This window comes from Methylobacterium hispanicum (assembly GCF_022179285.1).
GTDB lineage: Bacteria > Pseudomonadota > Alphaproteobacteria > Rhizobiales > Beijerinckiaceae > Methylobacterium > Methylobacterium hispanicum.
Genome location: NZ_BPQO01000023.1, coordinates 42,435 through 67,297, shown reverse-complemented (window position 1 = coordinate 67,297; position 24,863 = coordinate 42,435). Strand labels below are relative to the sequence as shown.

Sequence of the window (24,863 nt, the reverse complement as noted above, 5' to 3'; positions counted from 1 at the left end):
ACGAGCCCTGCCGCGAGTGTTATACTGACCGTACAACGAATCGGAGTACGGTCATGAAGCTGGAAGTGAAGCGCGTTGGCAACTCGACCGGCCTGATCCTGCCGAAAGAACTTCTGGGACAGCTCAACATCGCCCAGGGCGACTGGCTCTACGTGACCGAGAACGCGGATGGGTCCGTCCGCCTATCGCCCTACGATCCGGCATTCGAGAAGGGCATGAAGATCGCCGAGAAGGCGATGAAGACCTATCGCAACGCCCTCTCGGAGTTGGCGAAGTGAGCACGGATCGCGAGATCGTCTGGCTCACGAGCGACCTCGTCCAGGCCTTCCACGCGCAGCAACTGAAGCTCTTCGGCGGGCCGCCCGGCATCCGGGACGAGGGCGCGCTCGAATCGGCGCTCGGACGTCCGGTGAACCGGGTGGCCTATGCCGAGGAGGCGGAGGTCGATCTGGCCGAGCTTGCGGCGGCCTACGCCTTCGGCATCGCCAAGAACCACCCCTTCATCGACGGCAACAAGCGGGCCGCCCTGCTGGCGCTCGTCACGTTCCTCGGACTCAACGACCTCGACTTCCTCGCCGACGAGGCCGAGGCCGTCGTGATGATCCGGAGCCTCGCCGCGGGCGAGATCGACGAATCCGGCCTCACCCGCTGGATCCGCGACAACTGGCCGGCCTGACCCGCGGCGCAGGGACCCACGGCCCTGGCACTCGCGCACGGGCCACTTATCTCGCTCCCGACAGCTGAGGTGAGCACCCGCCCGATGGCCGAGACCGACCGCGAAGCCAACCGATTCTCCGCGCGCGCCAGCCGCTACGCCCGCGTCGGCGTCAATGTCGGCGGCGTCGCGGCGCGGATGGCGGGTGCCCGCCTGTTCGGGGGCGAGGGCACCACCAACGCTGCGGCGCTCGCCCAGGCGCTCGGCGGCCTCAAGGGGCCGATCATGAAGGTGGCGCAGCTCCTGGCCACCATTCCGGACCTGCTGCCGCCCGAATACGCCGCGGAGTTGCAGAAGCTCCAGGCCGACGCCCCGCCCATGGGGGCCGCCTTCGTCAAGCGCCGGATGATGGCCGAGCTCGGGGCCGACTGGCAGGGCCGCTTCGGCAGCTTCGACCTGAAGCCCGCAGCCGCCGCCTCGCTCGGCCAGGTGCATCGCGCCACGGCGCGGGACGGCGCGGCTCTCGCCTGCAAGCTGCAGTATCCGGACATGCAATCGGCCGTTGAGGCCGACCTCAAGCAGCTCGAGGTCGCCTTCGCCCTGCACCGGCGCATGAATTCCTGGCTCGACACTCGCGAGATCGCCAAGGAGATCGGCGCCCGGGTGCGCGAGGAGTTGGACTACACCCGTGAGGCGAAGCACGCCGCCCTCTACGGCGCGGTGCTGAAGGACATCGACGCCGTACGGGTGCCGACGGTCCATGAGGACCTCTCGACCAAGCGCCTGTTGACACTCAGCTGGCTCGACGGCGAACGGATCCTGAACTTCGCAGAGAGCCCGGTCGAGGTGCGCAACCGGCTCGCCCAGGCGATGTTCAAGGCGTGGTGGCACCCGTTCAGCCGCGCGGCGGTGATCCACGGCGACCCGCATCTGGGCAATTACACGGTCTTCCGGGAGGACGGCGAGCCGGGGGGCATCAACCTGCTCGATTACGGCTGCGTGCGCATCTTCCACCCGCGCTTCGTCGGCGGCGTGGTCGATCTCTACCGCGGTCTCTTGGAGGAGGACGAGGCCCGCATCGTCCACGCCTACGAGGTCTGGGGCTTCAAGAATCTCAGCCGCGAGATCATCGACATCCTGAACATCTGGGCGCGCTTCATCTACGGTCCCTTGCTGGAGGACCGCACCCGCACCGTGGCTGACGGCGTGAAACCCGGCGAGTACGGTCGCCGGCAGGCTTTCCAGGTCCATCAGGCCCTGAAGGAGCGCGGGCCGGTCACCGTTCCCCAGGAATTCGTGTTCATGGACCGGGCCGCGGTCGGCCTCGGCGCGGTGTTCCTGCACCTGCGCTCGGAGCTGAACTACCACCGCCTCTTCGAGGCCGAGATCGAGAGCTTCTCCCTCGACGCCCTGACGCACCGTCAGGGCGAGGCCCTGAAAGCCGCCGGCCTCGACCTGCCGCTCTGAGGAGCCGGACCGGCGCGAAGGTGGGCATTTCGGCGCGATCTTGGCCTTAATGACGGCGGCAACGCGATTGCCGCCCGTTTGGGCTTGAGCTAAATCCCCTGCGACAGAACAAACAGGCGTCACAGGGGACGAGCGCACGATGGCTGATACCAAGACCGTGTCCGGGGCAGCCTACAGCCCGGCGATGGACGCCAAGACCCACGAACAGACCTACAAGGGCTTCATCCGCTTCATCGAGATCGCGACCGGCGTCGTGATCTGCTGGGTCCTGGCGCTCGCCGTCGGCGGTATCCGGGAGGCGTGGCTGACGGCGATCGCCGGCGTGGTGGCCTCGTCCGCGGCCGGCACGATCGGTGCACTGGCCCCGGCGGTCGGTTGGAAGGCCCCCTGCGCGGTCGCCGTCCTCCTGCTCCTGTACCTGTTCTTCGCCTGAGGCGCCGTAGCCGGGACGGAACCGCGAGCCCGGTTACATCCGCACCGTTTCCATCAACCGAGTAGCGCCCGCTCACCTCGTAAAACCGTCATGGTTCGCGCATGCGGTGGCGGTCCATTTGAGGGGTAAGCTGAATGCGCATCGCTGTGCTTTCGGAAACCGACGCCGCGGAGCCGCGGGTCGCGGCGGTGCCGGAAACGGTTAAGAAATTCAAGGCCTTGGGGGCCGACGTCGTGGTCCAGTCGGGTGCGGGCCTCTCGGCCGGCGTCCCCGACGCCGAGTACGAGGCTGCCGGCGCCACCGTGGCGGCTTCCGCTGAGGATGCAGGCCGCGACGCCGACCTCGTGCTGAAGGTTCGCCGCCCCAGCGCCGACGAGGCCAAGCTCCTGAAGCGCGGCACCACCGTCGTCGCCATCATGGACCCCTACGGCCGCGAGGCCGAGCTGAAGGCGCTGGCTGAGGCCGGCCTCGACACCTTCGCGATGGAGTTCATGCCGCGCATCACCCGCGCGCAGGTGATGGACGTGCTCTCCAGCCAGGCGAACCTCGCGGGCTACCGCGCCGTGATCGACGGCGCCGCCGAGTACGGCCGCTCCATGCCGATGATGATGACCGCCGCCGGCACCGTGCCGGCCGCCCGCGTCTTCATCATGGGCGTCGGCGTCGCCGGCCTGCAGGCCATCGCCACCGCCCGCCGCCTCGGCGCGGTCGTGACCGCCACCGACGTGCGTCCGGCCACGAAGGAGCAGGTCGAATCGCTCGGCGCGAAGTTCGTCGCCGTCGAGGACGACGAGTTCAAGCAGGCCGAGACGGCTGGCGGCTACGCCAAGGAGATGTCGGCCGAGTACCAGCGCAAGCAGGCCGAGCTGGTCAAGGGCCACATCGCCAAGCAGGACATCGTCATCACGACGGCGCTGATCCCGGGCCGACCCGCCCCGAAGCTCGTCTCCGAGGAGATGGTCGCCTCGATGAAGCCGGGCTCCGTGCTGGTTGACCTCGCGGTCGAGCGCGGCGGCAACGTCGCCGGCGCCAAGGCCGGCGAGATCGTGACGACGGCGAACGGCGCGAAGATCGTGGGGCACCTCAACGTGCCGGGCCGCCTCGCGGCGACTGCCTCGGCGCTCTACGCGCGCAACCTCTACGCCTTCCTCGAGACGCTGATCGACAAGGAGTCGAAGACCCTGGCGATCAAGTGGGACGACGAGCTGGTCAAGGCCACGAACCTGACCCGCGACGGGCAGGTCGTGCATCCCTCGTTCCAGCCGAAGGGCGACGGCGCGGCCTCCGAGGCCTCGGCCGTCGGCCTGTCGAAGTCCGAGGCGGCCCAGGGCGCCACCAAGGGCGCGGGCGCGGCGTAACCGGCTCCCCAGGAGATCTCACCCATGGCAACCATCGCCCCTGACCAGGCCGCGGATCAGACCCGCCTCCTGGCCGACACCGCCCGCGCCGCCGCCGCGGCGGCCCGCAACGCCGCCGACCAGGCCCAGGCGATCGCCGACGGCCTCGGCCATGGCGTCGCCGCCGCGACGCACGGCGCCGTCGATCCGACCGTGTTCCGCCTCGCGATCTTCGTGCTGGCGATCTTCGTCGGCTACTACGTGGTCTGGTCGGTGACCCCGGCCCTCCACACCCCCCTCATGTCGGTCACCAACGCCATCTCGTCGGTGATCATCGTGGGCGCGCTGCTCGCGGTGGGCGTGCCCTACATCGAGAAGGGCAGCGGCTGGGCCCGCTTCTTCGGCTTCATCGGCATCGTGCTGGCCTCCGTGAACATCTTCGGCGGCTTCCTCGTCACACAGCGCATGCTCGCCATGTATAAGAAGAAGGCCTGAGCCGATGTCCGAGAACGTCTCCTCCCTTCTCTACATCGTCGCCGGCGTCCTGTTCATCATGGCGCTGCGGGGGCTCTCGCACCCGACGACCTCCCGACAGGGCAACCTCTACGGCATGGTCGGCATGGCGCTCGCCGTGCTCACCACGCTGGTCGGCCACCCGCCCGCGGGCGCGGCCGCCTGGGTGATCGTGCTGCTCGGCCTCGGCATCGGCGGCGGCGCCGGCGCGGTGATCGCCAAGCGCGTGCCGATGACGGCGATGCCGCAGCTCGTGGCCGCCTTCCACTCGCTGGTCGGCCTCGCGGCCGTGGCGGTCGCGGCCGGCGCGCTCTACGCGCCCCAGGCCTTCGGCATCATCGAGAACGGCCACTTCCACAAGCAGTCGCTGTTCGAGATGGGCCTGGGCGTCGCCATCGGCGCGATCACCTTCACGGGTTCGGTCATCGCCTTCGCCAAGCTCGACGGCCGCATGTCGGGCAAGCCGATCATGCTGCCGCAGCGCCACCTCATCAACGCGCTGCTCGCCGCCGCGCTGGTGGTGCTCCTGGCCGTGTTCATCGGCACCGAGTCGAAGTTCCTGTTCTGGCTGATCGTGATCCTGTCGCTGGTGCTCGGCGGCCTGATCATCATCCCGATCGGCGGCGCCGACATGCCCGTCGTCGTCTCGATGCTGAACTCCTACTCGGGCTGGGCGGCAGCCGGCATCGGCTTCACCCTGGGCAACCTCGCGCTCATCATCACGGGCGCGCTGGTCGGCTCCTCGGGCGCGATCCTGTCCTACATCATGTGCCACGCGATGAACCGCTCGTTCATCTCGGTCATCCTCGGCGGCTTCGGCGGCGACGCCGCCGCGGCGGCCGGCGGTGGCCAGGTCGAGACGCGCCCCGTGAAGCAGGGCTCGGCGGACGACGCGGCCTACATCATGAAGAACGCCGAGCGCGTGATCATCGTGCCGGGCTACGGCATGGCGGTGGCGCAGGCCCAGCACTCGCTCCGCGAGATGGCCGACCTCCTCAAGAAGGAGGGCGTGGACGTGAAGTACGCGATCCACCCGGTCGCGGGCCGCATGCCGGGCCACATGAACGTGCTGCTGGCCGAGGCCAACGTGCCCTACGACGAGGTGTTCGAGCTGGAGGACATCAACGGCGAGTTCCCCCAGGCGGACGTGGCCTTCGTGATCGGCGCCAACGACGTGACCAACCCGGCCGCCAAGACCGACAAGGCCTCGCCGATCTACGGCATGCCGATCCTCGACGTGGAGCGGGCCAAGACCGTGCTCTTCATCAAGCGCGGCATGGGCTCCGGCTACGCCGGCGTCGAGAACGAAGTGTTCTTCCGCGACAACACCATGATGCTGTTCGGCGATGCTAAGAAGGTCGTCGACTCGATCCTGAAGAACCTCTGATCCAGGGGATCCCCGAGGGCCTCGGGCCCTTGGGCGGGCTCTTTCCCGGTGGGGCGGCCAGCGATGGCCGCCCCGCTGTCGTTTTCGGGCGGCAGCGTCGGCGGCGGGTCCGCGCTATGATCGCGGCGTGCTCGCCGTGACCCCTCCGCCCCGTCCCTTCCTCGGCGTCTCCGCCTCGATCCAGGGGCGGGCGTGGCGCGAGCGCTGCGCCGACCCGGTCGCGCAGGCCGACGCCGCCACCATGGTCCAGGCCTACGGCCTGCCGGAGTTGCTCGCCCGCGTCCTCGCGGGGAGGGGCATCCGCCCGGACGGCGCGGAGGCCTATCTGAGCCCGCGCCTGCGCACGCTGATGCCGGACCCCGACACCCTGCTCGACATGGAGATCGCCGCCCGGCGCATCGCCCGTGCGGTGCGCCGGGGCGAGATCGTGGCGGTGTTCGGCGACTACGACGTGGACGGCGCCGCGAGCGCGGCGCTGCTCGCCGGCTACCTGCAGGGCCTCGGCGTCACCGCCCGCATCCATATCCCGGACCGGATCACGGAAGGGTACGGTCCGAACGTCACGGCCGTGCGCGCGCTCGCCGCCGAGGGCGCGAGCCTTCTCGTCTGCGTCGATTGCGGCACCAGCGGGCACGGACCCCTGGAGGAGGCGGAGAAGCTCGGCCTCGACGTCGTGGTGCTCGACCATCACGCCGCCTCCGAGGTGCTGCCGCCGGTGCGCGCCCTGGTGAACCCGAATCGTCTCGACGACCTCTCGGGCCTCGGCCATCTCTGCGCGGCGGGCGTGGTCTTCCTGACGCTGGTGGCCGTCAACCGGGCCCTGCGGCGCGAGGGCTTCTTCGGCGGGGACCTGACCGAGCCGAAGCTCACGGATGCCCTCGATCTCGTGGCGCTCGCCACCGTCGCCGACGTGGTGCCCCTGACCGGTCTCAACCGCGCCTTCGTGGTCCAGGGCCTCGCCGTGATGCGCGCGCGCGGCCGCACCGGCCTCGCCGCCCTGTTCGACGCCGCCTCGCTCGATGGGCCGCCCGAGGCCTGGCACCTCGGCTACCTGCTCGGACCCCGCATCAACGCGGGCGGGCGCATCGGCGACGCGAGCCTCGGCGCGCGCCTGTTGCTGACCGCCGACAGCCTGGAGGCCGTGCGGATCGCGGCCGAGCTCGACCGGCTCAACCGCGAGCGCCAGCTCATCGAGGCGCAGGCGGTGGCCGATGCCGAGGCCGCGATGGACCGGTTGCTCAGCCTCGATCCGGATCGTCCCGTCCTCGTCGCGGGCAGCGCCGAGTGGCACCCCGGCGTGGTCGGGCTGATCGCCTCGCGCCTGAAGGAGCGCTTCGGCCGGCCCGCCTTCGCCTTCGCGCTGCGTCCGGACGGGACCAGCACGGGCTCCGGCCGCTCGGTCGCGGGGGCCGATCTCGGCGCTGCGGTGCGCGGCTGCGTCGAGGCGGGCCTCGCCGCGAAGGGCGGCGGCCACGCCATGGCGGCGGGCGTGACGCTGAAAGGTCAGGACCTGACCCGCTTCGAGGCGCGCCTGACCGAGTGTCTCGCGGCCGCGGTCGCCGAGGCGCGGGCGGCGGACGTGCTGCACATCGACGGGACGCTCAGCGCGGGCGGCGCGACTGCCGAGACCGTTCGGCTGATCCAGCGCGCCGGCCCCTTCGGCCAGGGCGCGCCCGAACCCGTCTTCGCGCTCGCCAATCACCGCATCGTCGATGCCGGCGTGGTGGGCGCGAGCCATGTCCGGGCACGCCTGCGCAGCCGCGACGGGCAGGCCATCGGGGCGATCAGCTTCCGCAGCGCGCAGAGTCCGCTCGGCCTCGCGCTCCTCAACGGGATCGGCCGCGAGTGCCACGTCGCCGGGACCCTCTCGTGCGATCGCTGGCGCGGCGCGGAGCGGGCGCAGCTGCGCATCTGCGACCTCGCTCCCACCGATTGAACGGGGGCGCGACGAGGCTGTTGACTCCGCGGCTGCCCCCAACCATAAGACCCCGGCGCGGCCCGGACGGGCCGCTCGTTTGGGGGAATGTCCCGAGCGGCAAAGGGGGCGGACTGTAAATCCGCTGCGTAAGCTTCGAAGGTTCGAGTCCTTCTTCCCCCACCAAACGATCACACGGACTGTCGGACAGCTCTGCGGTTCGCTTCTCAAGCGACCCGCTCCATGCTATGCGACAGGCTGTGCGGGTGTAGCTCAATGGTAGAGCAGCAGCCTTCCAAGCTGAATACCCGGGTTCGATTCCCGGTACCCGCTCCACTCCTCTCATCGCCGTTTCCTGAAGCCTGGACAGTCGCTTAGGCACTGTCCCTGCACAGCTTCGGCTTGGGCCCGACCCCCCCCCGATACAACATCGATACAACGCGCAGCCCAGGCTTCTGCGCGCTCACGATTCGTGGGGATAGCGCGTCGGACGCCGGCGCCATCGCCCCTTGCGGCGCGCCGATTCGAGGTCGATCCTGGCTTCCGGCAGGTGCGGGCGCAGGCGAGAGCCGAGGCCCCTAGCGAACGCCGAAAGGCTTGCCGGGACCGCCTACGCCCACGGGCTAGGGCACCCGGCATAAGACACAGGCCACCCAGACCGCCGGACCCCGGGCGTGGGAGAGCCGGCGCCATCGGGCCTACGGGCACGGTCCCCCTTCAGGGGTCAGGGTATCCCCCGAGAGCTTCGCCCCGAGGCCGATCCCGGCCGGACGGCCCCCGAAAGGGGCGCTCTCGTTTCAGGGGTTCGCCGCGGCCAGTTCCGCCTCCATCTCCCGGAAGCGCGCCAGGGCCCGCGCGGCCTCGGCCTCGTCGACCGGAGGGCACGGCGGCTCCGGGTATGCGGCCGCCCGTAGCTCCATGAGGACGATCTCGCACCAGTGGTCGAGGAGGTCCTCGCGCAGGCTCGGGTAGGCCTGGACGAGGCGCACCAAAGTGGCGTTCCGGTCGGCCTCGCCCTCGGCGAGGTGGAGCTCGAAGATGATGTCGCTGCGGTTGGCTTCGGTCATGGCATGTCTCCTTGTCCCTGCAATCGAAGCGAAGCCCCGGGACCGGAAACGGCAATCGGCATTCAGGACAGGATGTCGCAGGAAGCGATTGCCGAAGCCTGACCGCGACAACGTCAGCCGGGTCATCCGCCCAGACGAGGCTGCCGCCCGACGCCAGCGCATCGTAGGATTGACCGAACGCCCAGGGTTTGCATCCATCCCTATCGTGCGGATTGCGTCGGCTCGCCTCGCACGGGCACGCAAGGGGGATATGATGGGACGTCTGATGCTGGTGGCGTTGGTGGCCACGGTCGCCGCTACGGAGGCGAGGGCCGAGCCAGACTACGTCGCGCAGGCGTCGCAGCTATCCTGCTCCGCCCTCACCAGAAGAACGGTCGATTCACGAGCTTGGCGTCAGGGGGGAACGCCGGACGGCTCTCCCGACGCTCCGTTCGGCGTTCCAGTCTATGCGTGGACGAAGGATGTCTGGAGAGCGTTCCAAAACCGTGCCGTCGAATGCAACAAGGACAAGCAGGCCATCGAGGGAAGCGTGATCACCGCCCTCATCTCGTCTTCGTATAGGGAAAACGGTGCTCTCGCAGAGCAGGCGGCGGAAGGACGTGACGGGCTGCGATCCTGGAAGCTTTCAATCCTTAATGGAGCGAGAAACGCCATTGACGCAGGTGGCACGACCGAGGAGCTATCGGCGAAGCTCGACGGGCTGCGCCGGCTAGCGGCTGCTCCTCCGTCAACGGCATCCGCCAAGCGCGGCGGTGTCCGAGGCACCAATGCCGGGGGCACACCCATTGCGCAGGCGGACATCGACGAGGTCAACGCGGCGCTACTCAAGCTGGAGGACAAGATCCGCTCGTCCCGCCTTGCCGAGGCCGAGGCATGGGAGAAGGGCAAGTCCGACCGAGATGCGAAGGCTGAGGCGGATAGGGCTGACGCAGCCCGACGCGCGGCGGATGACGCACGCATCCAACGGTTCATGAGGGAGAAGGCCGAGGCGGAGGCCACACAGCGCGCCGAGGTCGAGGCTAAGCTTCGTCGTGAAGAGCGTGACAAAGCCGAGGCCAAGAGGGCTGAGGACGAACGCCTCAAGGTCGAGCGCGAAGCGCGACTTGCTGCCGAGAAGGCCGAGGAAACCAAGCTGGCGAACGAGCGGATGGCCAAGGCATGCCCGTCCTTGCAGGCCAAGAACGCCTACTACGACGGCCGGATGAAGCGGTCGATGGAGCTTGGAGAGAAGCTCAAGAACGCTCCCGAAATCTCCCTCAACGGCCCAGGCCCTGCGTGCCCCTTCCTGAACGACCAGATTTCGATCTACCGTGAAATGCATGATGATCTCTATGCCTGCCTTGGCTCTGGGGAGCCCCAAGTGAAGCAGGCGGTCGAGAACATGACGGGAATGGTCATGCTGTTTACTCAACAGAAACAGGGCATCGGTTGCCCGTAACCCTGATTGAGGGGAGCAAGGTCTATGGCCACGACACCTAAGCCGTTGACGGACGACCAGATCGAGGCACTGAAGCGCGCCCTGGCCACCGCCAGGGTCCACCACAAGAACCAGGCGCCGATCATCGACAGCCATACCGACGACCCGACGATCCTCGATCCCCTCCATGCCGAACGCGCCAAAGAGCAGCGGGGCTGGGAGGAGCTTCAGGAGATGCTGGACGATGCTGAAGGTGTCGTCATCCACCCTCGGGAGTAATCCTAGACGTGGGACTCCCGCCTCTCGGCATCCGCGTTCTGCCGCAGCCGGATGCGCCGGGCGGCGTCCATGCAGCCGTTGTCGTGCATGCACGCGTCCCGGGGCGAGCACGGCTCCGTCAGGTGCCAGCCCCGCGGGCGGCCGTCGCCCCAGCCCGACGGCGGCCCGTAGGACGCCCCGACGCATGCGGACACCGCTGCGTCGAAGGCAGCGGATATCGCCGCTTCCCTCCGGGCGTGCTCGCGGTCGAGATCTTCGGTCGCCCGGTTGAGTTCCTCCCAGGCGAGCTCCAACGCCTCGTCGGCCTCCTTACGGAGGGTCCGCTCTCGGTCGAGCGCAGCGGCGGCTTCCTCAATCATGGGCTTGCACGACTTCACGCCCACGTAGCGGCTGCCCCGGTCGCCGAGGCAATCGTCGCTCGCGGAGACCTGCAGGCGCAGGTCGAACCGGTCGCGCAGGGTCTGCCCGTCCATGGTCAGATGCGCTCCATCATGAGGAGGCGCTCGATGGCGCGGTCCCTGCCTTGCTGGAACTCGGCCTCCCCGTCGTCCGGGTACCGCCTGAGGGCATCGTTCCAGCCGGCCCGGTACAGGGCCTTGAGACCGTCGCCGCGCACGAAGCCCGCGTCACGGAGGACCTGCAGGGCCTTGTCGATGGGGTGCACGTCGGCGGCGAGAACCTGCCCAACATCCAATGCCGCCTCGAAGGCGTCGAAGTCCGACATCGCCCGCAGCGCGGCGATGCGCTCCACCTCGGCCTCGGCCCGGCGTCGATGCCGGAGCTCCAGGACCGCCCCGTCGAGCCGCCCGGCATCCTCGTCCCCGAGCCCGGCGACGGCGCGCGCGAGCTCGTCCAGTTCGGTGTCCGTCAGCATGTCCCGGTCCCTTCCCATCAGGGAGGGTACGGGGATCCCCGGATTCGTACAGGGACGCGCCCGGGCGGTTAACGAGGTCTCCGAAAGCCGCGCCGGGACGTCCTACGGGGGAGACGTTCGATCCCGCCCTCGCTCAGGGGGCGTCCCCTGCAGGAGACGTTTCCGGACCGGGACTGGTTAACGCCGGGGTCCGCGGGCGGCCGGCGATTGACGCGTATATCAGTCACCGATTTTCGGCGGCAGAGCGGCCCAAAAATCGGTGACTCGTATATAACGCAATCGGGCTGGGCATTTAAGCGACCCCGTTAACCGCGTCCGCTCAAATGCCTGGCCTCGCCCTGCGGGCCATACCGATGTCGGTATGCGGGCTCTCCTATACCGACATGGGTATAGGAACGGACACGCCAGGCCGGTGGCGCGCCGCCGGGGCCGTGCTATCCGGAGGGACATGGAGATCGTGCTCGACTACATGCCGGCCGACCTGTGGCCGTGCCCCGCCGGATGGACCGTCGTCGGGCGCGTCGGCCACCAGGCGCTCGCCTACGACCCGGAGCGTCAGCCGTTCCTCCTCGGGGACGGCGGTCCTGAGCCGCTCGACCCCGCCGAGGTCAACGCGGCCCTCGTCGACGCCGTCGCGGCCGCGGCCATGAAGGTCTGGCCGGGGGGATGGACGAACGCGCTGCCGCTGGCCTTCGGCCTGAACCGGCGCACGACCCAGCCGGACAAGATCGCCAAGAAGGGGCTGAACCCGGTCGTGCTGCGGTCCCTGGCCTTCGCGGCGAACGAATACGATGCGCCCGGCATGGGCGCCCTGCTGTCGGCCCTGGCCCTCTACGCCGACCGCTACGCGGAGGGCGGCGACAATCCCTTCGAGACCCTGGGCAACACGAAGCGCGCCGTCGCCAACGCGTTCGACCTGCTCCTCGACGTCCGGAAGGGAAAAACGTTCAAGCGCAACGCAGACGAAGGATCGGACTCATAATCCTTTAACGGATGGGCTGCTAAGAGGGGGGCTCCTCAGCCTAGGTGACGATCCTGTCGCGCCAAGGCCAACACGGTGTCTTCCGATGAAGCAGCCCCCCTCGAAGGGTGCGGCGCCGCTTGAGCACGTCCTGGCCGGGCAGGCCGGACTGCACCGCGGCCGCATCCCCAGCGACCTCTCAGCCCGCATCCTCGCCATCGCGCCCTCGACGGCGCGCCGCAACCGCGCGGCCGTCCTGCGCGAATGCGGCGGCGACGCGTTTATCGCCGCCCTTTGCCTGTCCCTGCACGCGTCCGGCCTGGACACGCTTGCCTCGCCTGCCGGGACCGGCGACGAGGCCATGTTGGAGCCCCTGTCCCTCGCCTGGGGCTCGCTCCGGCGCACCGAGGCCACGTGGCGTACGATGGGGCTCTGGACGCCGGAGATCCCCGGCGTGAACGCCCCGGCGCGCGCCGTCCTGCATGACGCCCTGACGCTGTATCTGCACATGCTCGGCTACGCCGCGGCGACGCCGGTCCTCGTCGACACGCTGTGGGCCTACGCCCGGAGCGGGAGCGAGCACGCCCCCGCCTTCGTCCTGCGCGCGTCCGGAACGGCGCTGCTCGACGAGGGGGGCGACGACGCGTTGCCGGAGATCGTCCCCTTCTACGACCCGACTGACCCGCTGGGCATCGCCGAGGTCCACGCCAAGACGTTCCTGAGGTCGACGAACGCGGCGGCCCTGCCGGCGCGCCCGACGCACGCCGAGGAGATGGACGACGACCGTGCGGGCGTGAACCGAGAGGAGGCTCCGGACGCGGCCGACGAGGCACTCTCCCCCGTCGAACTCGCCGTCCTCCGCCAGCTCGCCCGCACGCTCGACGCGGTCCCGGGGCTGCGGCAGGCGCTCGCGGAACGGGACGTCGTCGTCACAGTCGACGTCCCGGAGGCCTTGTCGATCCTCGCCCTGGACGGCAGGTCGAGCATCGCGCTCGGCCTGCCGCTTGGACTGCGGAAGCACCTCGTCAAGGACGCGCCCAAGGGGAGCGACCGGGACCGGCGGGCGTGCGAGTTCCTGGCCCTGCTTAGGCATCCAGGCGCGATCCTGTGCCTTTCGCCTGACGCGGCGTCCCATCTGCCGGCTGCGGCGCTGCTGGCGGCGGAGCACCGCCTGACGCTGGCCCCCATCGACACGTCCGACGTCGCCGCCGCGATCCGCTCGACGACGGGCGCCGCCTGCTCCCCCCAGGACCGGCGCGCGCTCGACGGGCTGCGCATCTCCGCGGAGCACCTGGCGGTGTCCATCCGGCCCGGGCGGGCGCCGGCGGACTGCGTCGCGCATCTCGTCCGCCTGGCGGCCCCGCCGGCGCCGACGGGCCGCGGGCGGGACATCACGCTGGACGAGCTCCACGGCTGCCGCGAGGTCGTGGCGTACGGCCGCGAGGTCATCCGCGACCTCCAGGCGTGGAGGGACGGTGCGCCCTGGTCTTCGGTCGCAAGCGGCGCGCTTCTGTCCGGGCCACCCGGGACGGGCAAGACCCTGGGCGCCCAGGCCATCGCCGCCAGCGCGGGGATTCCCCTCCTGGCCGCGTCGCTGGCGCAGTGGCAGTCCGAGGACCAGGCGCATCTCGGGACGACGCTGCGGGCGATGAGGCGCTTCTTCGCCGAGGCCAAGGCGCTGGCGGCCGGGAAGCGCGGATGCCTGGTCCTTGTCGACGAGTGCGACGTTTTCGTCGACCGTCGTACCGTTAGGCACGCGCACGCCGACTACGTCCTGGAGATCATCAACGCGTTCCTCGAATGCCTGGACGGCGTGGGCGGCCGGGAAGGCGTCATCGTCGTCGGGACGACCAACGACGCCAACCGCATCGACCCGGCCATCCGTCGCCCGGGACGGCTTGGGCGCCACATCGAGATCGGGCTGCCGGACGCCGGGGAGCGCGTCGAGATGCTGCGCGTGCGCCTCGGCGACGACCTGCCCGGCGCCGACCTGATGCCGGTCGCGTACCGGACCGAGCGCTACACCGGGGCCATGATCGAGGCCCTCGTCGAGGACGCCCGCCGCCGGGCAAGGCATGCCGGGCGCCCGCTGGCCCTCGACGACCTGCTCGCGGTGGCGGGCACGGGCGACGAGGCGACCCCGGCCGCCGTCCTCGACCGGATCGCCGTCCACGAGGCCGGTCACGCCCTGCTGGCTTACCTGGAGGAGCCCGGACGGGAGATGGTCCTGGCCCTGCAGACGCGCGGCGAAGAGCGCGGATGGATGGCGGCCAAGGACCCGCACCAGGGCATCTGGACGCGCGCCGCCGTCGAGGAGCACGTCCGGATCATGCTGGGCGGGCGGGCGGCCGAGGAGACGCTCCTCGACAGCGCGAGCTCCGGGGCGCGCCAGGACCTCCTGACGGCGACCCGCATGGCCGTCGGCCTGATCGGCGAGTGGGGGATGGGCGGCCGCGGCCTCGTCGCGGTCGAGCAGGAGCCGTCGATGGCGCTGGCGACGGACCCCCTCCTGCGGCGGGACGTGCAGGAGCTCCTCGACCGGCTCTACGGCGAGACCCTGGCCACGGTCCGCCGGCACGCCGGCGCGGTCCGCCGCGTCGCCGACGCCCTGGTCGAGCGGCGCAGGCTCGACGGCGACGAGGTGGCCCGGCTCGTCGCCGAGCCCGCCGCGGCCCTGGTCCGCTAGGGGGGCCATCGTCGTGACGCTCCTCCAGCCTCCCAGCGACGCGGGCCAGCTCCGCGTCAGCAGCCTGCTACTCGTCTCGGCGCTCTCCCGCGCCGGCGAAGACGCCCTCCTCGCCGACGGCGTCCGCGTCGTCGCCGACATGATGGCCCGCGTGGCCTCCGGCGAGCTCGACGCAAAGGCGGCCGCCGCCGACGCGGGCCGCCTCGCCCGCTCCCTGCTGCGGACCGGATCGCGCCGCGACCCGGCCTGCCACTGACCCCCCGTCCCACCCGAAGGAGAGACCACGATGTCAGAACCAGCCAGCACCGACGTCCACCCGTCTAACCGGGCCGATGCCCGCGAGGTCCTGCGGGCGGTCTTCGCCGCCCACTCCGGCGTCGTGCTCCGCATCGAGGCCGCCGCGGAGGCCGGCGAGATCTGCGAGCTCCTGGCAGACGCCTACTGCCAACGTGCGGATCGCGCGGCCCAGCGGGCCATCCGCGGGCAGATGTCGCCAGAGGAAGCCTCGCTAGTCATCGCGCGGGCCGAGTTCGAGGCGTTCGCCACGGCCCCGCTGCAGGCCGAGGACCGCAGCATCGATCCTGTCGTGCGCTGGTTCGACGTCGTCCGGAAGCCTCGGTCCGAGCCCGTGGACGCGCCCGGAGGCTCCGATGCCGCCTGACGCCATAGCCACCCCGGCCGCGCGAATACCGCGGCCCACCCCGCGGGCGCCCATCGGCGCCCGAGCCGGCCAGACCGGCATGCCCGTCCCCGGCGCGTCCCCCCGCGCCGCCGTCCCCCTTCGTGCGGAGCGCCCCCCATGACCCCAGATCAAGCCCCCGTACGCATCCACTGGAACTTGCATTCATTGTCGTGGAGCATCCTCCGCAAGCGCCGCGTCATCGGACACGCGCCCTCCCTAGTCCTCGCCGAGTGCGTCATGCGCGCCAGCGAGGCAGGCAGGCTCCGGTGCCAGGCCGCGGCGCGCCGCGAGGTCGTGGCGACCATCGAGGGCATCATCGCCGACGGCGCCCGGCCCGACGACGCCATCCGCATCGGGTACCGCCCGACCGAGCCCGGCTTCCGCCGCCGCGACACGAACGAGGTCGTCACCGCCGCCAGCCGCGTCTGGTTCGAGCCGGACGGCACCGCCTGGGCGGCCAACCCCACCCCCTCCCTGGAGACCTGCCAATGACCGTCGCCCGCTTCCTCGCCCTCGCCGCCGTCCTGCTCGCAGCCACCGTCCCGGTCGAGGCGGCCCGCCAGGCCCAGCCCGTGCCGGAGCCGCCGCCCTTCCCGCAGCCGGGCGACCGCTTCTACCTATCCGTGCGCGGGCCGGCCGCCGGCGGTCGCGCGGGATTCGCCCGGGTCTACGCCGACCCGGTGGGCGACGCCTGGGCCGTCCAAATCACGTGCGGGACCGTCGACACGAAGACCGGCAAGGAGCGCATCGAGCTCCAGGCCATCGGCGAGGGCGGCCGGGACCGCTGGGGCAACCTGGCTTGGACCTGGACGCCCGTCGGCGGGGGCGTCACGGGCGGTGGCGGTCTCCTGCGCGAGAACGGCCTGACGCCCGACGTCCACATGGCGCCGCCGTGCCCGTCGGGCGTCGGCGAGCTGAGTTCTGGTGACTAGCCAGCGCGGGGCGTAGCCTCAACCGAAGGAGACCGACGATGCGCGCGCACTGGGAAGACCCGACTACGGACGGCCCCGAGCCGTCGGCCGAGGAACACGCTGTCGCCGAGGCCGCCCGGCGCCGGCGCGACGTCGGCGAGGCGGTGCGCGGCGTCCGGCTCGCGCGGCGCATGCCCCTCAGGCGCCTAGCCGTCGTCACCGGCATCCCCGAGCGCGTCATCGATGACCTGGAGGCGGGGCGGCCGGTCGACGTCGGCGTGGCCATCCTGGTGGCGGAAGCGGTCGGCCTCAATGTCGTGTCGGTCATGTCACGCCTCGCCCGAAACCCGACCGAGACCGTTCCGCAGGCCGACGAGGATGCCCGCCTACCGTCCCCGCTGGACTAGCGCCCCGGCCGAGTTCCGCGATCATCCCCGGCGGAGGACCTCGCCATGGACCGGACGTGCGCGACGACATGGGCCCTGTGCGCCATCGGCCTGGCGGTCGCGGGATGGGCCGCCGTGGGCACGCCGCGGCCCCTGGTGAGCACCGCTGAGCATCACGGCGGCATCCCGCGTGTGCGGGGGGAAACCCACAACAGCGAAATCGCACCGACAGTGACATTCGTCGTCGGCCGGCCTGCGACAACTTCGCCGTAGCCCCCAACGATTTCACCAACAGGGCGTGGGCGAAGGCGTTGTTGAAATGGCGTCCGCCGTTGGGGGTTCGCTAAGCGGCGATGCCGGCCGTGTGCCGGGCGAAGACGAAGGCCGAGGTCAACGCCGTCTCCAGGTCGATCAGGTCGCCCTCGTTTCGGACGGTCCAATGGGCCACGATCCGGGCCTGTTCCTGCTCGGACGGGTGCGACCCGGCGACGAGCCCGGGGCGGTCGACGCGGATGAGGAACCCGCCCATCGCCTCGATGGCGTCGGCCTCGTTCAGGAACCGGACGTCGTCGACGACCACGCGCTTGCCCTCGCCCCAGGCCCGCTCGACCTGGGCCCGGGCGAGCCGGAGCCAGACGTCGCCGCCGACGCACTTGCGGCCCCACTCGGTCCCGATGGTCTGCATGACGTGCCGGGTGGTGCAGCCGAAGCCGGGGATCTCCTCCTCCTTCCGGCCGCCGTCGACGCGGTCGAGGACCTCCGCCTCGGGCAGGCCGGCCGAGCGCAGGAACGCCGCCGTCATGCCCTTGAGGGGCGCGGCGAGGCGTTGGCGCTCGTAGCCGTGCTCGCGCTGCAGGATGCCGGCGAGGGTGCTCTTCCCGGCGCCGGCCAGGCCGACGACGCCGATCAGGCGGGGCAGGAACATCAGGACCTCCGGAAGCGCTCGAAGGCGCGGCGCCAGGCGTAGCCCCGGGCCACGCTGACGACGGTGAAGATCGCGGTCAGGGCGAGGGCCTGGCCGGCGCCGACGGGGAAGCCGAAGGCGGGGTAGACGACGAGGCCGATCAGCCACGAGATCAGCATCCCGCTGCCCGTGTTCGCGACGGTCTCGGCCAGCGACATGCGGCGGGACTGGCTCACGCGACCGGCTCCCTCGCCGGGATGAGCCACGCCCACCAGACCGGGGAAACCCACGCCGCCAAGCTCCGCCCCCGACGGGCCAACAACCGCACCTTCGAGGCAGCCGTCCGAAAGGGTCGAGGTCGCGGCTTGGGACGTGCCGGCGCCGAGATCCACGCCGGCAGCCAAGGCATCCTGCGCATGCCGGCTTAGGCACGCCGACGCCCCGCGCACTGGGATTGCCCCGGTTCGGTGGACGGTTAGGGGGCTTGCTTGATCAAGGTCGGGCTGGACGTGGCTTTTTTGGTTTCCTGCTCGAACGCAATGGGTGAGCAATAGCCGAGCGCCGAGTGGTGGCGCAGCGGATTGTAGAAGCCTTCGATGTAGCTGAACACCGCCATCCGGGCCTCGGCCTGAGAGCGGAAGCGGCGGCGAGCGAGCAACTCGCATTCGAGGGTCGAGAAGAAGCTCTCGGCCATGGCGTTGTCATAGGCGTCGCCGACCGAGCCCATCGAGGGGCGCACCCCCGCCTCCCGGCAGCGGTTGCCGAAGGCCAGCGAGGTGTATTGCGACCCCTGGTCCGAGTGGTGGATCACCTCGTGCGGTCGTCGCTGCGTGACGGCCATCTCCAAGGCATCCAGTACCAGCTCCGAGCGGAGGTGATGGGCCATGGCCCACCCGACGATCCGGCGGCTGAAGGCGTCGAGCACCACGGCGAGGTAGAGGAAACCAGAAGCCGTCGGCACATAGGTGATATCAGCTACCCAGAGCCGGTTCGGCGCCTCGGCCGAGAACATGCGGTCGACGAGATCGGGGGCGGGCCTCACCTCCCGATCCCGCCGCGTCGTGACGGGGCCGCCGCGCCGGTGGCATGCCCCGACGAGGCCGGCTTCCCGCATCAACCGAGCGATCCGTTTGCGGGAGTGCCGCTCACCTTGCATCCGAAGATCGGCTTGGACGCGCGGCGCGCCATAGGTCTCATGCGAGCCGAGGTGCACGGTGCGGATCCGCTTCAGCAGCGCGGCATCGGCCACCTTCCGCATCGAGGTGGGCCGACCGATCCAAGCATAGTATCCGGCCTTCGATACGCCGAGCGTGCGGGCCATGACGGCGATGGGGAAGTCGGCCCGGTTGGCGCTCATGAACCGGAAGACCCCGATGGCAGAACCCCGGTCTCCCGCGCAAACCAGGCCGTCGCGCGAGAGAGGATATCGCGCTCAAGCTTCAACTGCCGGACCTCCCGCCGGAGCCGGGCGAGCTCGTCACGCTCGGTCGCTGTCAGGCCAGGATCGGCGGGTGGCGGCTTGGCCTCCCGTCGACCTTCACTGCGATCAGCTTCAGCGACCCAGTTCTGAATGGTCTGGCGTGCGGGCTCGAACTCGCGAGCGAGGTCGGTGGGATCGCGGCCGGCACGGACCAGATCGACCATCTGCCGGCGGAACTCGGCGGGGTATGCGGGACGGGTCTTGGGCATCGGGAAAACACCTCACGCGAAAGCGTTCTCAGTGTCCACCGAACCGGGGCAATCCCAATCCCACATCATGGACGACAGTGTGACGCCCAAAACTCCCGAGGAGTTCAGGCAGCAGGGTTGGCGTCAGCTTTCAAGAGAGGAGGTCGCAAACCTCCTTGATTGCTTTCACACCTTGGCCGCTGCCCCGGATTGAGCCTTGGCGTCCAATGACGGGAAGCAATGGTCGGTGGACGTTTATGTCTGCAAATGCGTCGACCGCGAGGTCTCGTGCTGGACAAAAGATTAGGGACTCCACCAAGCCGGCTTCCGCCATGGGTTCGGCAGCTTCGGCGCGCGGCCGGCCTCGGCCCATTTGGATAGACGGGACCGACCCACGCGAGCATTGCCTACGCCCAGCGCTCGAAGCGGCCGGGCCTGTTGCCCTTGTTGCTGCAGACGAACATGCGGCCGGTGGAACTGGTCAGGAAGACACCACTGATCCGGGGCTGGAGAACGGAGCGGATGATGTCCTTGAACTCGTCCCAGGTGATGGATAGCGGACGCCGGATGAACAGGGTGGTCAGGTGAGGCGGCTTGCGGACGGAGAGGCCGGCTTTCTCCAACTTGCGCATGACGCCCCGGATATTGTCGCCGACGGCCCTGTTGAACTCAGCGCCGTAATCCCGGAATTCTTCCTTGGGCTTCGCTTTCTTGACTGCCTTGGCCATGTGCCCTCCATTTAAGGCTTCGCTGCTGCCGGAAAATCGGTCGTTCCACGTCGAAGGCGGCTCGACGCCCGCCCGTCACTCCTCCTCTTCGTCACCCACGGTTTCGAGTTGGTCCAGCAAAGCCCGCAGGCGCCCGGGCGGTCCTTCGAGAATTTCCTTGAAGGTCTCAACCGACTTCGGGAAGTCCTCCGTCAGCATGCCCCCCGCCTCCAGAAGGGTGAGCAGGGTCAACAGCCGACGGGCCGTGCTCGACAGCCGGCGATGGTTCCCCTCGTCATCGACCCCGGCCATCTAGGCCCGCGCCGTCTTGACCGGCACTCCCATCGCACGCGCCAGCGCGGCGGGTGCGCCCCGCTCTCGGCCGCCGTTCAAGCGGGCCGCAAGGATGCCGACCATCTCCGGTGTCATCAAATTTCTTACACATGAAGGACAAAGGCCACACGCGCGGCCCTCATCGGGGAGCGGCCAACGAGGTGAACGTAGAAAAGTTCCCGCCGTGGGTGAACAGCAGGGAAAGGCTGCGAAACCACCTGGTGTTTTTCCACCTTGACCGTACAATGCGCTCCAGGGCGGATGCTTGGCATTCCCGCCCTGGGGCAGCGTGGAAAGACACCGAATCGTGGCGGCAACGTTGGGGGATCGCCTCCGGACCATGGAGGACAATCAGCCGGCGGCGTGGGCCGCGGTCGGCGGCAGTGCCCGTCCCAACCTTCACGGCATGTTGCGCTATCCCGCGATGATGGTCCCGTGCATGCAAGGTGACATCATCGACGCCATCCTCGACGAGGTCGGCACCGGCGGCTCCCGGGTCGTGGACCCCTTCGTGGGCTCCGGGACCATCATGACCGAGGCCCTCCTGCGCGGGCTCGACTTCACCGGCGTCGACATCAACCCTCTCGCCGTCCTCACCTGCGAGGCTAAGGCAGCCATCGACGCCGGCGCCAACGTCGAGCGCGCGGCCGTCACTACGATCCAGGCGCTGCGCAGCGACATCGTCGAGACCGTCGACGTCGACTTCCCATGGCTCTCGAAGTGGTTCGACGAGCCGGCGGCCCGGTGCCTCTCGCGCCTGCGCCGCTCGATCCTCGCGGTTCCCGACCAGCCGGCGCGCAAGGTAATGTGGACGGTCTTCGCGGAGACCATCAGGGTCTCCTCGAATAGCCGGACGAGCACCTACAAGCTGCACATGCGGCCCGAGGGCGACCGGGTCGACCCGGAGCGCATCGTCGCGAACTTCGAGGGCGCGCTCCGGCAAACCTTGCAACGAGTGCGCGACTATCAGGCCCTCATCGCCGGCCGCCCCGAGAGCGACCCGGATATCCGTATCCTGTGCGACGACGTACGCCGGGCCGACATCGGCACGAAGGACGACCGTCACCGTATCCTTGTCACCTCGCCGCCCTACGGCGACAACCAGACGACGATTCCCTACGGGCAGTTCTCCTACCTCGCGGTCCGTTGGATACCGGCCGAGGACCTCAAGGGAAGCGACACCCTTCGGAGCAACACATTCGCGCTCGACACCGCGAGCCTCGGCGGATCCCTCAAGACCGCCAAGGCCAACGGCGAGCGCATCGTCGGCATCTCGCCCACCCTCGACCGCCTCGTCGCCAGCGCCCATTCCGCTGGGAAGGGCCGCGGCCTGCGCAAGGTCTCGAATTTTGTCGCCGACCTCTTCGACGCCTTCGCGCAGGTTCGTGCGACCACTCCCGGCGCCGCCCATTGGGTGATCACCACCGGGAACCGCACCGCCCACGGAATGCCCGTCGCGCTGGACGAGATCTGCCGGGACATCATGTGCTATCTCGGGGGCAAGCCCGTCGCCGGCCTGCGGCGTCGCCTGCCCGGGAAACGGATGCCGACCCGCAACAGTATGGGAAGCCTGATTAACACGGAGACGACGCTGGTCGTGGAGTTCGCGTGAGCGACCAGATGGTACCGGGCAGTTCCGGCGAGGTCGCGCACCCCGTAGGCGGGGCCCAGCTCCGAGTCGGCGCGCACGTGCTGATCCAATTGGGCAGCGAGCTGGTAACGGACGTCGAGCAGGCGATCCTGGAATGCGTCAAGAACGCGTACGACGCCGACGCGAAGGGCTGCGGCATCGAGGTGGCGACGCAGGAAACTGGTACGCTGGTCGAGGTCGGGCCCGTTTCCAGGCTGGCTCGCTTCGATGCGGCGGCGGAAAGCGTCCAGGTCGAGATCGTACCCTTGCCGCCAGCCGACGAACGCGACGGGGACGAGGAGCCCGAGGACGAGACGCCCGAGCCGATGTGCGAGCGCCGCCTGTCCTACACTGGGCGCATGACCATCACCGACCGCGGCGAGGGCATGACGCAGGACCAGCTCCGGTCTTCCTGGCTGGTCGTCAGCGGGTCGGTCAAGCGAGGCCTGCCGGGCCAGCCCAAGCGGAAGACGACCCTCCAGAACCGTACGCCGCTCGGTGACAAGGGGCTCGGGCGCCTCGGCACCATGAAGATCGGCGACATCCTTCTCGTGGAGACCGCCAAGTCTACGGGCGACGACATCGCCGTCGCCCGGTTCCGCTGGGCCGATTGCGAGCGGTCCGTCACGGTCGACCAGATCCCCGTCCAGTTCGGCAGCAGGCCGAACGCCGAGGGTTTCAAGGGGACGAAGGTCACCGTCCTCGGGCTGAAGGACCTGCCCGAATGGCGCCGTCCGCGGCGGATCGACGAGATCACGGCGAGCCTTGCGAAGCTCGTCTCGCCGTTCGAGGTCACGTCGACGTTCCCGGTGTCGATCCAGCTCGACGGCCGCGACCGCTCCCTGGTCTCGGTGACGAACGAGATCCTCGACAGGGCCATCGCGAAGTTCGACTTCCGGTGGGAGGCGGACGGGCAGGGCGACATGGAGCTCGTTGCCACCGCCTACATGCGCAAGCGCCTGATCGCCGGCGAGCGCTCGAAACAGCAACGGGAGAAGACTGCGCTAGTCTTCGGCCGCGACGGCGGCAAAGGATTCCGCGACCTCCTGCTCTCGCCGAAGAAGCTCAAGGGCTATACGCGCAAGGACGTCTCGGACACCGGCCCCTGGTATGTGGAGCTCGAACGGCGCTTCCCCTGGTCCGCCATGCTGATGGACAACGAGGGCAAGATCGAGGACCCTGGCCCATTCACCGGCTCGTTCTACTACTTCCATCTCCAGCGTCAGGACGAGGCGGACAAGTCGGCCGCGGCCGGCATCGGCATCTCCTCCGACCTGATCAAGGGATTGACCGGCATCGCCGTGCTTCGCGACGGGTTCCGCGTCCGCTCGCCGGGCGATTGGCTCGGCCTGTCTGCGGAAATGACCTCCGGCAGCACCTACGGGCTCAGAACGGACAACACCATCGGCTATTTCGCGCTGAGCGGCGAGTTCAACGCGGGGTTGACCGAGAAGTCCGACCGCGAGGGCTTCGTCGAGGACGCGCCCTACCGCGGGTTCCTCCAGATCGCCCGCCAATGCCGCAAGTTCTCCAGCGACGCGATGGACAACGTGCGGCGCTCGCTCGACGAATACGCCCGCAAGCTCCAGGAAACCGGGCGCGAGGAACTCGCACGGCCCGGCAACCCGATGCGCATCGTCGAGCGCAGCATGCAGACCGCACGCGACGCTAGGTCCCTGGCCGACAAGACGGTCACGGACCTGCGGAGCGACATCGAGGCGCTCGAACGGGAGGTCATCGACAGCGGTGACGCCGGCCGGACCGCCTGGCGGGCCGTCGAACTGGCCAAGACCGCACGCGACGCGGTTGACGCGGTCCGGAGCAAGCTCGACCCGCAGGTCGAACCCGCCGACGCCGTGGACTTCCTGCGCCGCGAGATCTCCGACAAGGACGCCCAGGTCACGGCTCTATACGAGAGCGCCGCCGTCGGGTTGAGCGCGCGCGGTCTCGCGCATGAGCTCCGGACGCACTTGGCGGAGATCCAGCAACGGTCCAAGGCCATCCAGGACGCCGCCCGGAAATCCGGCAACGAGGCCGCCATGCTCCCGCACCTGCGGTCCATCCGCGGCTCGTGCGGGGCCATCGCCAATGCGGCCTCCCTGATCGACCCCATGCTGCCCCGCTCCCGGACGCTTCGGGAAACCTTCGCCGTCGCGGATTTCGTTCGGGAGTACGTGGAGAACCGGGCGATATCCTTCGAGCACGCCGGGATCGTCGCCGTCGTGGACGAGATGCCCGGGGCCGCAATTGTGCGCGCCAACCGGTCCCGCCTCCTGCAGGTGCTCGATAATCTCGTGCGCAACAGCGTTTACTGGTTGAGGCGCGGGGGCATCACGGGCGAGGGTCTGCCCGCCAAGGAGGTCCGCATCGACGTCACCGACGGGGGGTTCATCGTGTCAGATACGGGACCGGGGGTCGATCCCGCCGTCGAGGAGCGTCTGTTCGAGATCTTCGTATCCGGGCGACCCGCCGCGCCGGAGGGGCAATCGCCCGGCGGCCAGGGCATCGGGCTTTTCATCGTCCGCCAGCTCCTCGCCCTCGACGGGTGCACCGTCGACCTGCTGGACGACCTCAACCACCTCGGACGCCGGTACCGGTTCGAGGTGGACCTGACCGCCGTACTCGCCCAGCCGCAATGAGCCCGCGTAGCG

27 protein-coding genes and 2 tRNA genes are annotated in these 24,863 nt (G+C 69.6%); 21 read left to right on the top strand and 8 right to left on the bottom strand.

Annotated elements, in window-relative coordinates:
• The first annotated feature begins 53 nt into the window (after positions 1-53).
• The 10 genes from MFF56_RS22765 (at position 54) to MFF56_RS22720 (ending at position 8,043) form a co-directional block, all read left to right on the top strand.
• Positions 54-278, top strand: a complete 225-nt coding sequence (locus tag MFF56_RS22765) for an AbrB/MazE/SpoVT family DNA-binding domain-containing protein (protein WP_066926744.1) — start codon at positions 54-56, stop codon at positions 276-278.
• Positions 275-676: a type II toxin-antitoxin system death-on-curing family toxin gene (locus MFF56_RS22760; RefSeq protein WP_066926745.1), complete on the top strand. Its 402-nt coding sequence runs from the start codon at positions 275-277 to the stop codon at positions 674-676. Before MFF56_RS22765 ends, MFF56_RS22760 begins: the two co-directional genes overlap by 4 nt.
• 84 nt (positions 677-760) lie before the next feature.
• Positions 761-2,122 carry an ABC1 kinase family protein gene (locus MFF56_RS22755; RefSeq protein ID WP_238231264.1) on the top strand — a complete coding sequence of 454 codons (1,362 nt, stop codon included), beginning with the start codon at positions 761-763 and terminating at the stop codon, positions 2,120-2,122.
• A gap of 139 nt (positions 2,123-2,261) precedes the next feature.
• Positions 2,262-2,555 (top strand): aa3-type cytochrome c oxidase subunit IV, encoded by a 294-nt coding sequence (locus tag MFF56_RS22750; RefSeq protein WP_066918327.1) that lies wholly within the window; start codon positions 2,262-2,264, stop codon positions 2,553-2,555.
• Positions 2,556-2,689: 134 nt separating this feature from the next.
• Positions 2,690-3,913, top strand: a complete 1,224-nt coding sequence (locus MFF56_RS22745) for a Re/Si-specific NAD(P)(+) transhydrogenase subunit alpha (protein ID WP_238231247.1) — start codon at positions 2,690-2,692, stop codon at positions 3,911-3,913.
• A gap of 24 nt (positions 3,914-3,937) precedes the next feature.
• Complete coding sequence (locus tag MFF56_RS22740) at positions 3,938-4,387, top strand: proton-translocating transhydrogenase family protein (protein WP_066918323.1); 450 nt, start codon at positions 3,938-3,940, stop codon at positions 4,385-4,387.
• 4 nt (positions 4,388-4,391) lie between these two features.
• Positions 4,392-5,792: an NAD(P)(+) transhydrogenase (Re/Si-specific) subunit beta gene (locus MFF56_RS22735; protein ID WP_066918321.1), complete on the top strand. Its 1,401-nt coding sequence runs from the start codon at positions 4,392-4,394 to the stop codon at positions 5,790-5,792.
• 241 nt (positions 5,793-6,033) lie between these two features.
• Entirely contained in the window at positions 6,034-7,728 is a 1,695-nt protein-coding gene (gene recJ, locus MFF56_RS22730) for a single-stranded-DNA-specific exonuclease RecJ (RefSeq protein WP_238231262.1), read from the top strand.
• Between the two features lie 81 nt (positions 7,729-7,809).
• Positions 7,810-7,893: transfer RNA gene (locus MFF56_RS22725), tRNA-Tyr, on the top strand.
• A 76-nt stretch (positions 7,894-7,969) separates the two neighbouring features.
• Positions 7,970-8,043 (top strand) — tRNA-Gly (locus MFF56_RS22720).
• 461 nt (positions 8,044-8,504) lie between these two features.
• Here the strand turns inward: MFF56_RS22720 and MFF56_RS22715 are convergent.
• A complete protein-coding gene (locus MFF56_RS22715) occupies positions 8,505-8,774 on the bottom strand; it encodes a hypothetical protein (RefSeq protein ID WP_238231244.1) in 270 nt (89 codons plus the stop codon).
• An 88-nt stretch (positions 8,775-8,862) separates the two neighbouring features.
• On the opposite strand from MFF56_RS22715, the gene MFF56_RS22710 reads away from it, so the two are divergent.
• A complete protein-coding gene (locus MFF56_RS22710) occupies positions 8,863-10,212 on the top strand; it encodes a hypothetical protein (RefSeq protein ID WP_238231242.1) in 1,350 nt (449 codons plus the stop codon).
• Positions 10,213-10,236: 24 nt separating this feature from the next.
• The gene (locus MFF56_RS22705) at positions 10,237-10,470 is read left to right on the top strand and encodes a primosomal replication protein (protein ID WP_238231241.1); all 234 of its coding nucleotides are present in this window, start codon (positions 10,237-10,239) and stop codon (positions 10,468-10,470) included.
• A gap of 2 nt (positions 10,471-10,472) precedes the next feature.
• Here the strand turns inward: MFF56_RS22705 and MFF56_RS22700 are convergent, their stop codons facing one another.
• Positions 10,473-10,943 carry a hypothetical protein gene (locus MFF56_RS22700; RefSeq protein WP_238231239.1) on the bottom strand — a complete coding sequence of 157 codons (471 nt, stop codon included), beginning with the start codon at positions 10,941-10,943 and terminating at the stop codon, positions 10,473-10,475.
• A 2-nt stretch (positions 10,944-10,945) separates the two neighbouring features.
• Positions 10,946-11,344, bottom strand: a complete 399-nt coding sequence (locus MFF56_RS22695; protein WP_238231237.1) for a hypothetical protein — start codon at positions 11,342-11,344, stop codon at positions 10,946-10,948.
• Between the two features lie 448 nt (positions 11,345-11,792).
• On the opposite strand from MFF56_RS22695, the gene MFF56_RS22690 reads away from it, so the two are divergent.
• From MFF56_RS22690 to MFF56_RS22660, 7 genes are all read left to right on the top strand, one after another.
• Entirely contained in the window at positions 11,793-12,326 is a 534-nt protein-coding gene (locus MFF56_RS22690; RefSeq protein ID WP_238231236.1) for a hypothetical protein, read from the top strand.
• A gap of 85 nt (positions 12,327-12,411) precedes the next feature.
• Positions 12,412-14,991: an AAA family ATPase gene (locus MFF56_RS22685; RefSeq protein WP_238231234.1), complete on the top strand. Its 2,580-nt coding sequence runs from the start codon at positions 12,412-12,414 to the stop codon at positions 14,989-14,991.
• A 13-nt stretch (positions 14,992-15,004) separates the two neighbouring features.
• Positions 15,005-15,247: a hypothetical protein gene (locus MFF56_RS22680; protein WP_238231232.1), complete on the top strand. Its 243-nt coding sequence runs from the start codon at positions 15,005-15,007 to the stop codon at positions 15,245-15,247.
• Positions 15,248-15,277: 30 nt separating this feature from the next.
• Entirely contained in the window at positions 15,278-15,652 is a 375-nt protein-coding gene (locus MFF56_RS22675) for a hypothetical protein (RefSeq protein ID WP_238231230.1), read from the top strand.
• Between the two features lie 138 nt (positions 15,653-15,790).
• Positions 15,791-16,165 carry a L5-gp82 domain-containing phage-derived protein gene (locus MFF56_RS22670; protein ID WP_441338609.1) on the top strand — a complete coding sequence of 125 codons (375 nt, stop codon included), beginning with the start codon at positions 15,791-15,793 and terminating at the stop codon, positions 16,163-16,165.
• Positions 16,162-16,605 (top strand): hypothetical protein, encoded by a 444-nt coding sequence (locus MFF56_RS22665; protein ID WP_238231227.1) that lies wholly within the window; start codon positions 16,162-16,164, stop codon positions 16,603-16,605. Before MFF56_RS22670 ends, MFF56_RS22665 begins: the two co-directional genes overlap by 4 nt.
• Before the next feature lie 38 nt (positions 16,606-16,643).
• Positions 16,644-16,991 (top strand): helix-turn-helix domain-containing protein, encoded by a 348-nt coding sequence (locus MFF56_RS22660; protein ID WP_238231225.1) that lies wholly within the window; start codon positions 16,644-16,646, stop codon positions 16,989-16,991.
• 322 nt (positions 16,992-17,313) lie between these two features.
• Here the strand turns inward: MFF56_RS22660 and MFF56_RS22655 are convergent, their stop codons facing one another.
• The 5 genes from MFF56_RS22655 to MFF56_RS22635 all read right to left on the bottom strand — a co-directional run bounded on the left by MFF56_RS22655 (position 17,314) and on the right by MFF56_RS22635 (position 20,561).
• Entirely contained in the window at positions 17,314-17,895 is a 582-nt protein-coding gene (locus MFF56_RS22655) for a deoxynucleotide monophosphate kinase family protein (protein ID WP_238231224.1), read from the bottom strand.
• Positions 17,895-18,110, bottom strand: coding sequence for a DUF7220 family protein (locus MFF56_RS22650; RefSeq protein ID WP_238231222.1), 216 nt, complete (start codon positions 18,108-18,110; stop codon positions 17,895-17,897). Before MFF56_RS22650 ends, MFF56_RS22655 begins: the two co-directional genes overlap by 1 nt.
• 239 nt (positions 18,111-18,349) lie before the next feature.
• Positions 18,350-19,563 (bottom strand): IS3 family transposase gene (locus MFF56_RS22645; RefSeq protein ID WP_238231220.1). Its coding sequence is split into 2 segments (ribosomal slippage): positions 18,350-19,284 and positions 19,284-19,563, totalling 1,215 coding nucleotides; the frame shifts between segments, so codons are not numbered across the junction.
• Between the two features lie 386 nt (positions 19,564-19,949).
• Entirely contained in the window at positions 19,950-20,270 is a 321-nt protein-coding gene (locus tag MFF56_RS22640) for a hypothetical protein (protein WP_238231218.1), read from the bottom strand.
• 75 nt (positions 20,271-20,345) lie between these two features.
• Positions 20,346-20,561, bottom strand: coding sequence for a hypothetical protein (locus MFF56_RS22635; protein WP_238231217.1), 216 nt, complete (start codon positions 20,559-20,561; stop codon positions 20,346-20,348).
• Between the two features lie 460 nt (positions 20,562-21,021).
• Between MFF56_RS22635 and MFF56_RS22630 the strand changes: the two genes are divergently transcribed.
• Together MFF56_RS22630 and MFF56_RS22625 are read left to right on the top strand one after the other, a co-directional pair.
• Entirely contained in the window at positions 21,022-22,194 is a 1,173-nt protein-coding gene (locus MFF56_RS22630; RefSeq protein WP_238231215.1) for a TRM11 family methyltransferase, read from the top strand.
• Positions 22,191-24,851 (top strand): sensor histidine kinase, encoded by a 2,661-nt coding sequence (locus MFF56_RS22625; RefSeq protein ID WP_238231214.1) that lies wholly within the window; start codon positions 22,191-22,193, stop codon positions 24,849-24,851. The genes MFF56_RS22630 and MFF56_RS22625 overlap by 4 nt, the downstream gene beginning before the upstream one ends.
• The last annotated feature ends 12 nt before the right edge of the window (positions 24,852-24,863 follow it).

Coding starts and splice junctions, on each gene's coding strand:
- MFF56_RS22635 (WP_238231217.1), bottom strand. CDS start 20,561: ATGGCCGGGGTCGATGACGAGGGGAACCATCGCCGGCTGTCGAGCACG.
- MFF56_RS22630 (WP_238231215.1), top strand. CDS start 21,022: ATGCAAGGTGACATCATCGACGCCATCCTCGACGAGGTCGGCACCGGC.
- MFF56_RS22675 (WP_238231230.1), top strand. CDS start 15,278: ATGTCAGAACCAGCCAGCACCGACGTCCACCCGTCTAACCGGGCCGAT.
- MFF56_RS22705 (WP_238231241.1), top strand. CDS start 10,237: ATGGCCACGACACCTAAGCCGTTGACGGACGACCAGATCGAGGCACTG.
- recJ (WP_238231262.1), top strand. CDS start 6,034: ATGGTCCAGGCCTACGGCCTGCCGGAGTTGCTCGCCCGCGTCCTCGCG.
- MFF56_RS22750 (WP_066918327.1), top strand. CDS start 2,262: ATGGCTGATACCAAGACCGTGTCCGGGGCAGCCTACAGCCCGGCGATG.
- MFF56_RS22745 (WP_238231247.1), top strand. CDS start 2,690: ATGCGCATCGCTGTGCTTTCGGAAACCGACGCCGCGGAGCCGCGGGTC.
- MFF56_RS22715 (WP_238231244.1), bottom strand. CDS start 8,774: ATGACCGAAGCCAACCGCAGCGACATCATCTTCGAGCTCCACCTCGCC.
- MFF56_RS22735 (WP_066918321.1), top strand. CDS start 4,392: ATGTCCGAGAACGTCTCCTCCCTTCTCTACATCGTCGCCGGCGTCCTG.
- MFF56_RS22690 (WP_238231236.1), top strand. CDS start 11,793: ATGGAGATCGTGCTCGACTACATGCCGGCCGACCTGTGGCCGTGCCCC.
- MFF56_RS22685 (WP_238231234.1), top strand. CDS start 12,412: ATGAAGCAGCCCCCCTCGAAGGGTGCGGCGCCGCTTGAGCACGTCCTG.
- MFF56_RS22755 (WP_238231264.1), top strand. CDS start 761: ATGGCCGAGACCGACCGCGAAGCCAACCGATTCTCCGCGCGCGCCAGC.
- MFF56_RS22700 (WP_238231239.1), bottom strand. CDS start 10,943: ATGGACGGGCAGACCCTGCGCGACCGGTTCGACCTGCGCCTGCAGGTC.
- MFF56_RS22740 (WP_066918323.1), top strand. CDS start 3,938: ATGGCAACCATCGCCCCTGACCAGGCCGCGGATCAGACCCGCCTCCTG.
- MFF56_RS22670 (WP_441338609.1), top strand. CDS start 15,791: ATGACCCCAGATCAAGCCCCCGTACGCATCCACTGGAACTTGCATTCA.
- MFF56_RS22765 (WP_066926744.1), top strand. CDS start 54: ATGAAGCTGGAAGTGAAGCGCGTTGGCAACTCGACCGGCCTGATCCTG.
- MFF56_RS22695 (WP_238231237.1), bottom strand. CDS start 11,344: ATGCTGACGGACACCGAACTGGACGAGCTCGCGCGCGCCGTCGCCGGG.
- MFF56_RS22640 (WP_238231218.1), bottom strand. CDS start 20,270: ATGGCCAAGGCAGTCAAGAAAGCGAAGCCCAAGGAAGAATTCCGGGAT.
- MFF56_RS22655 (WP_238231224.1), bottom strand. CDS start 17,895: ATGTTCCTGCCCCGCCTGATCGGCGTCGTCGGCCTGGCCGGCGCCGGG.
- MFF56_RS22665 (WP_238231227.1), top strand. CDS start 16,162: ATGACCGTCGCCCGCTTCCTCGCCCTCGCCGCCGTCCTGCTCGCAGCC.
- MFF56_RS22660 (WP_238231225.1), top strand. CDS start 16,644: ATGCGCGCGCACTGGGAAGACCCGACTACGGACGGCCCCGAGCCGTCG.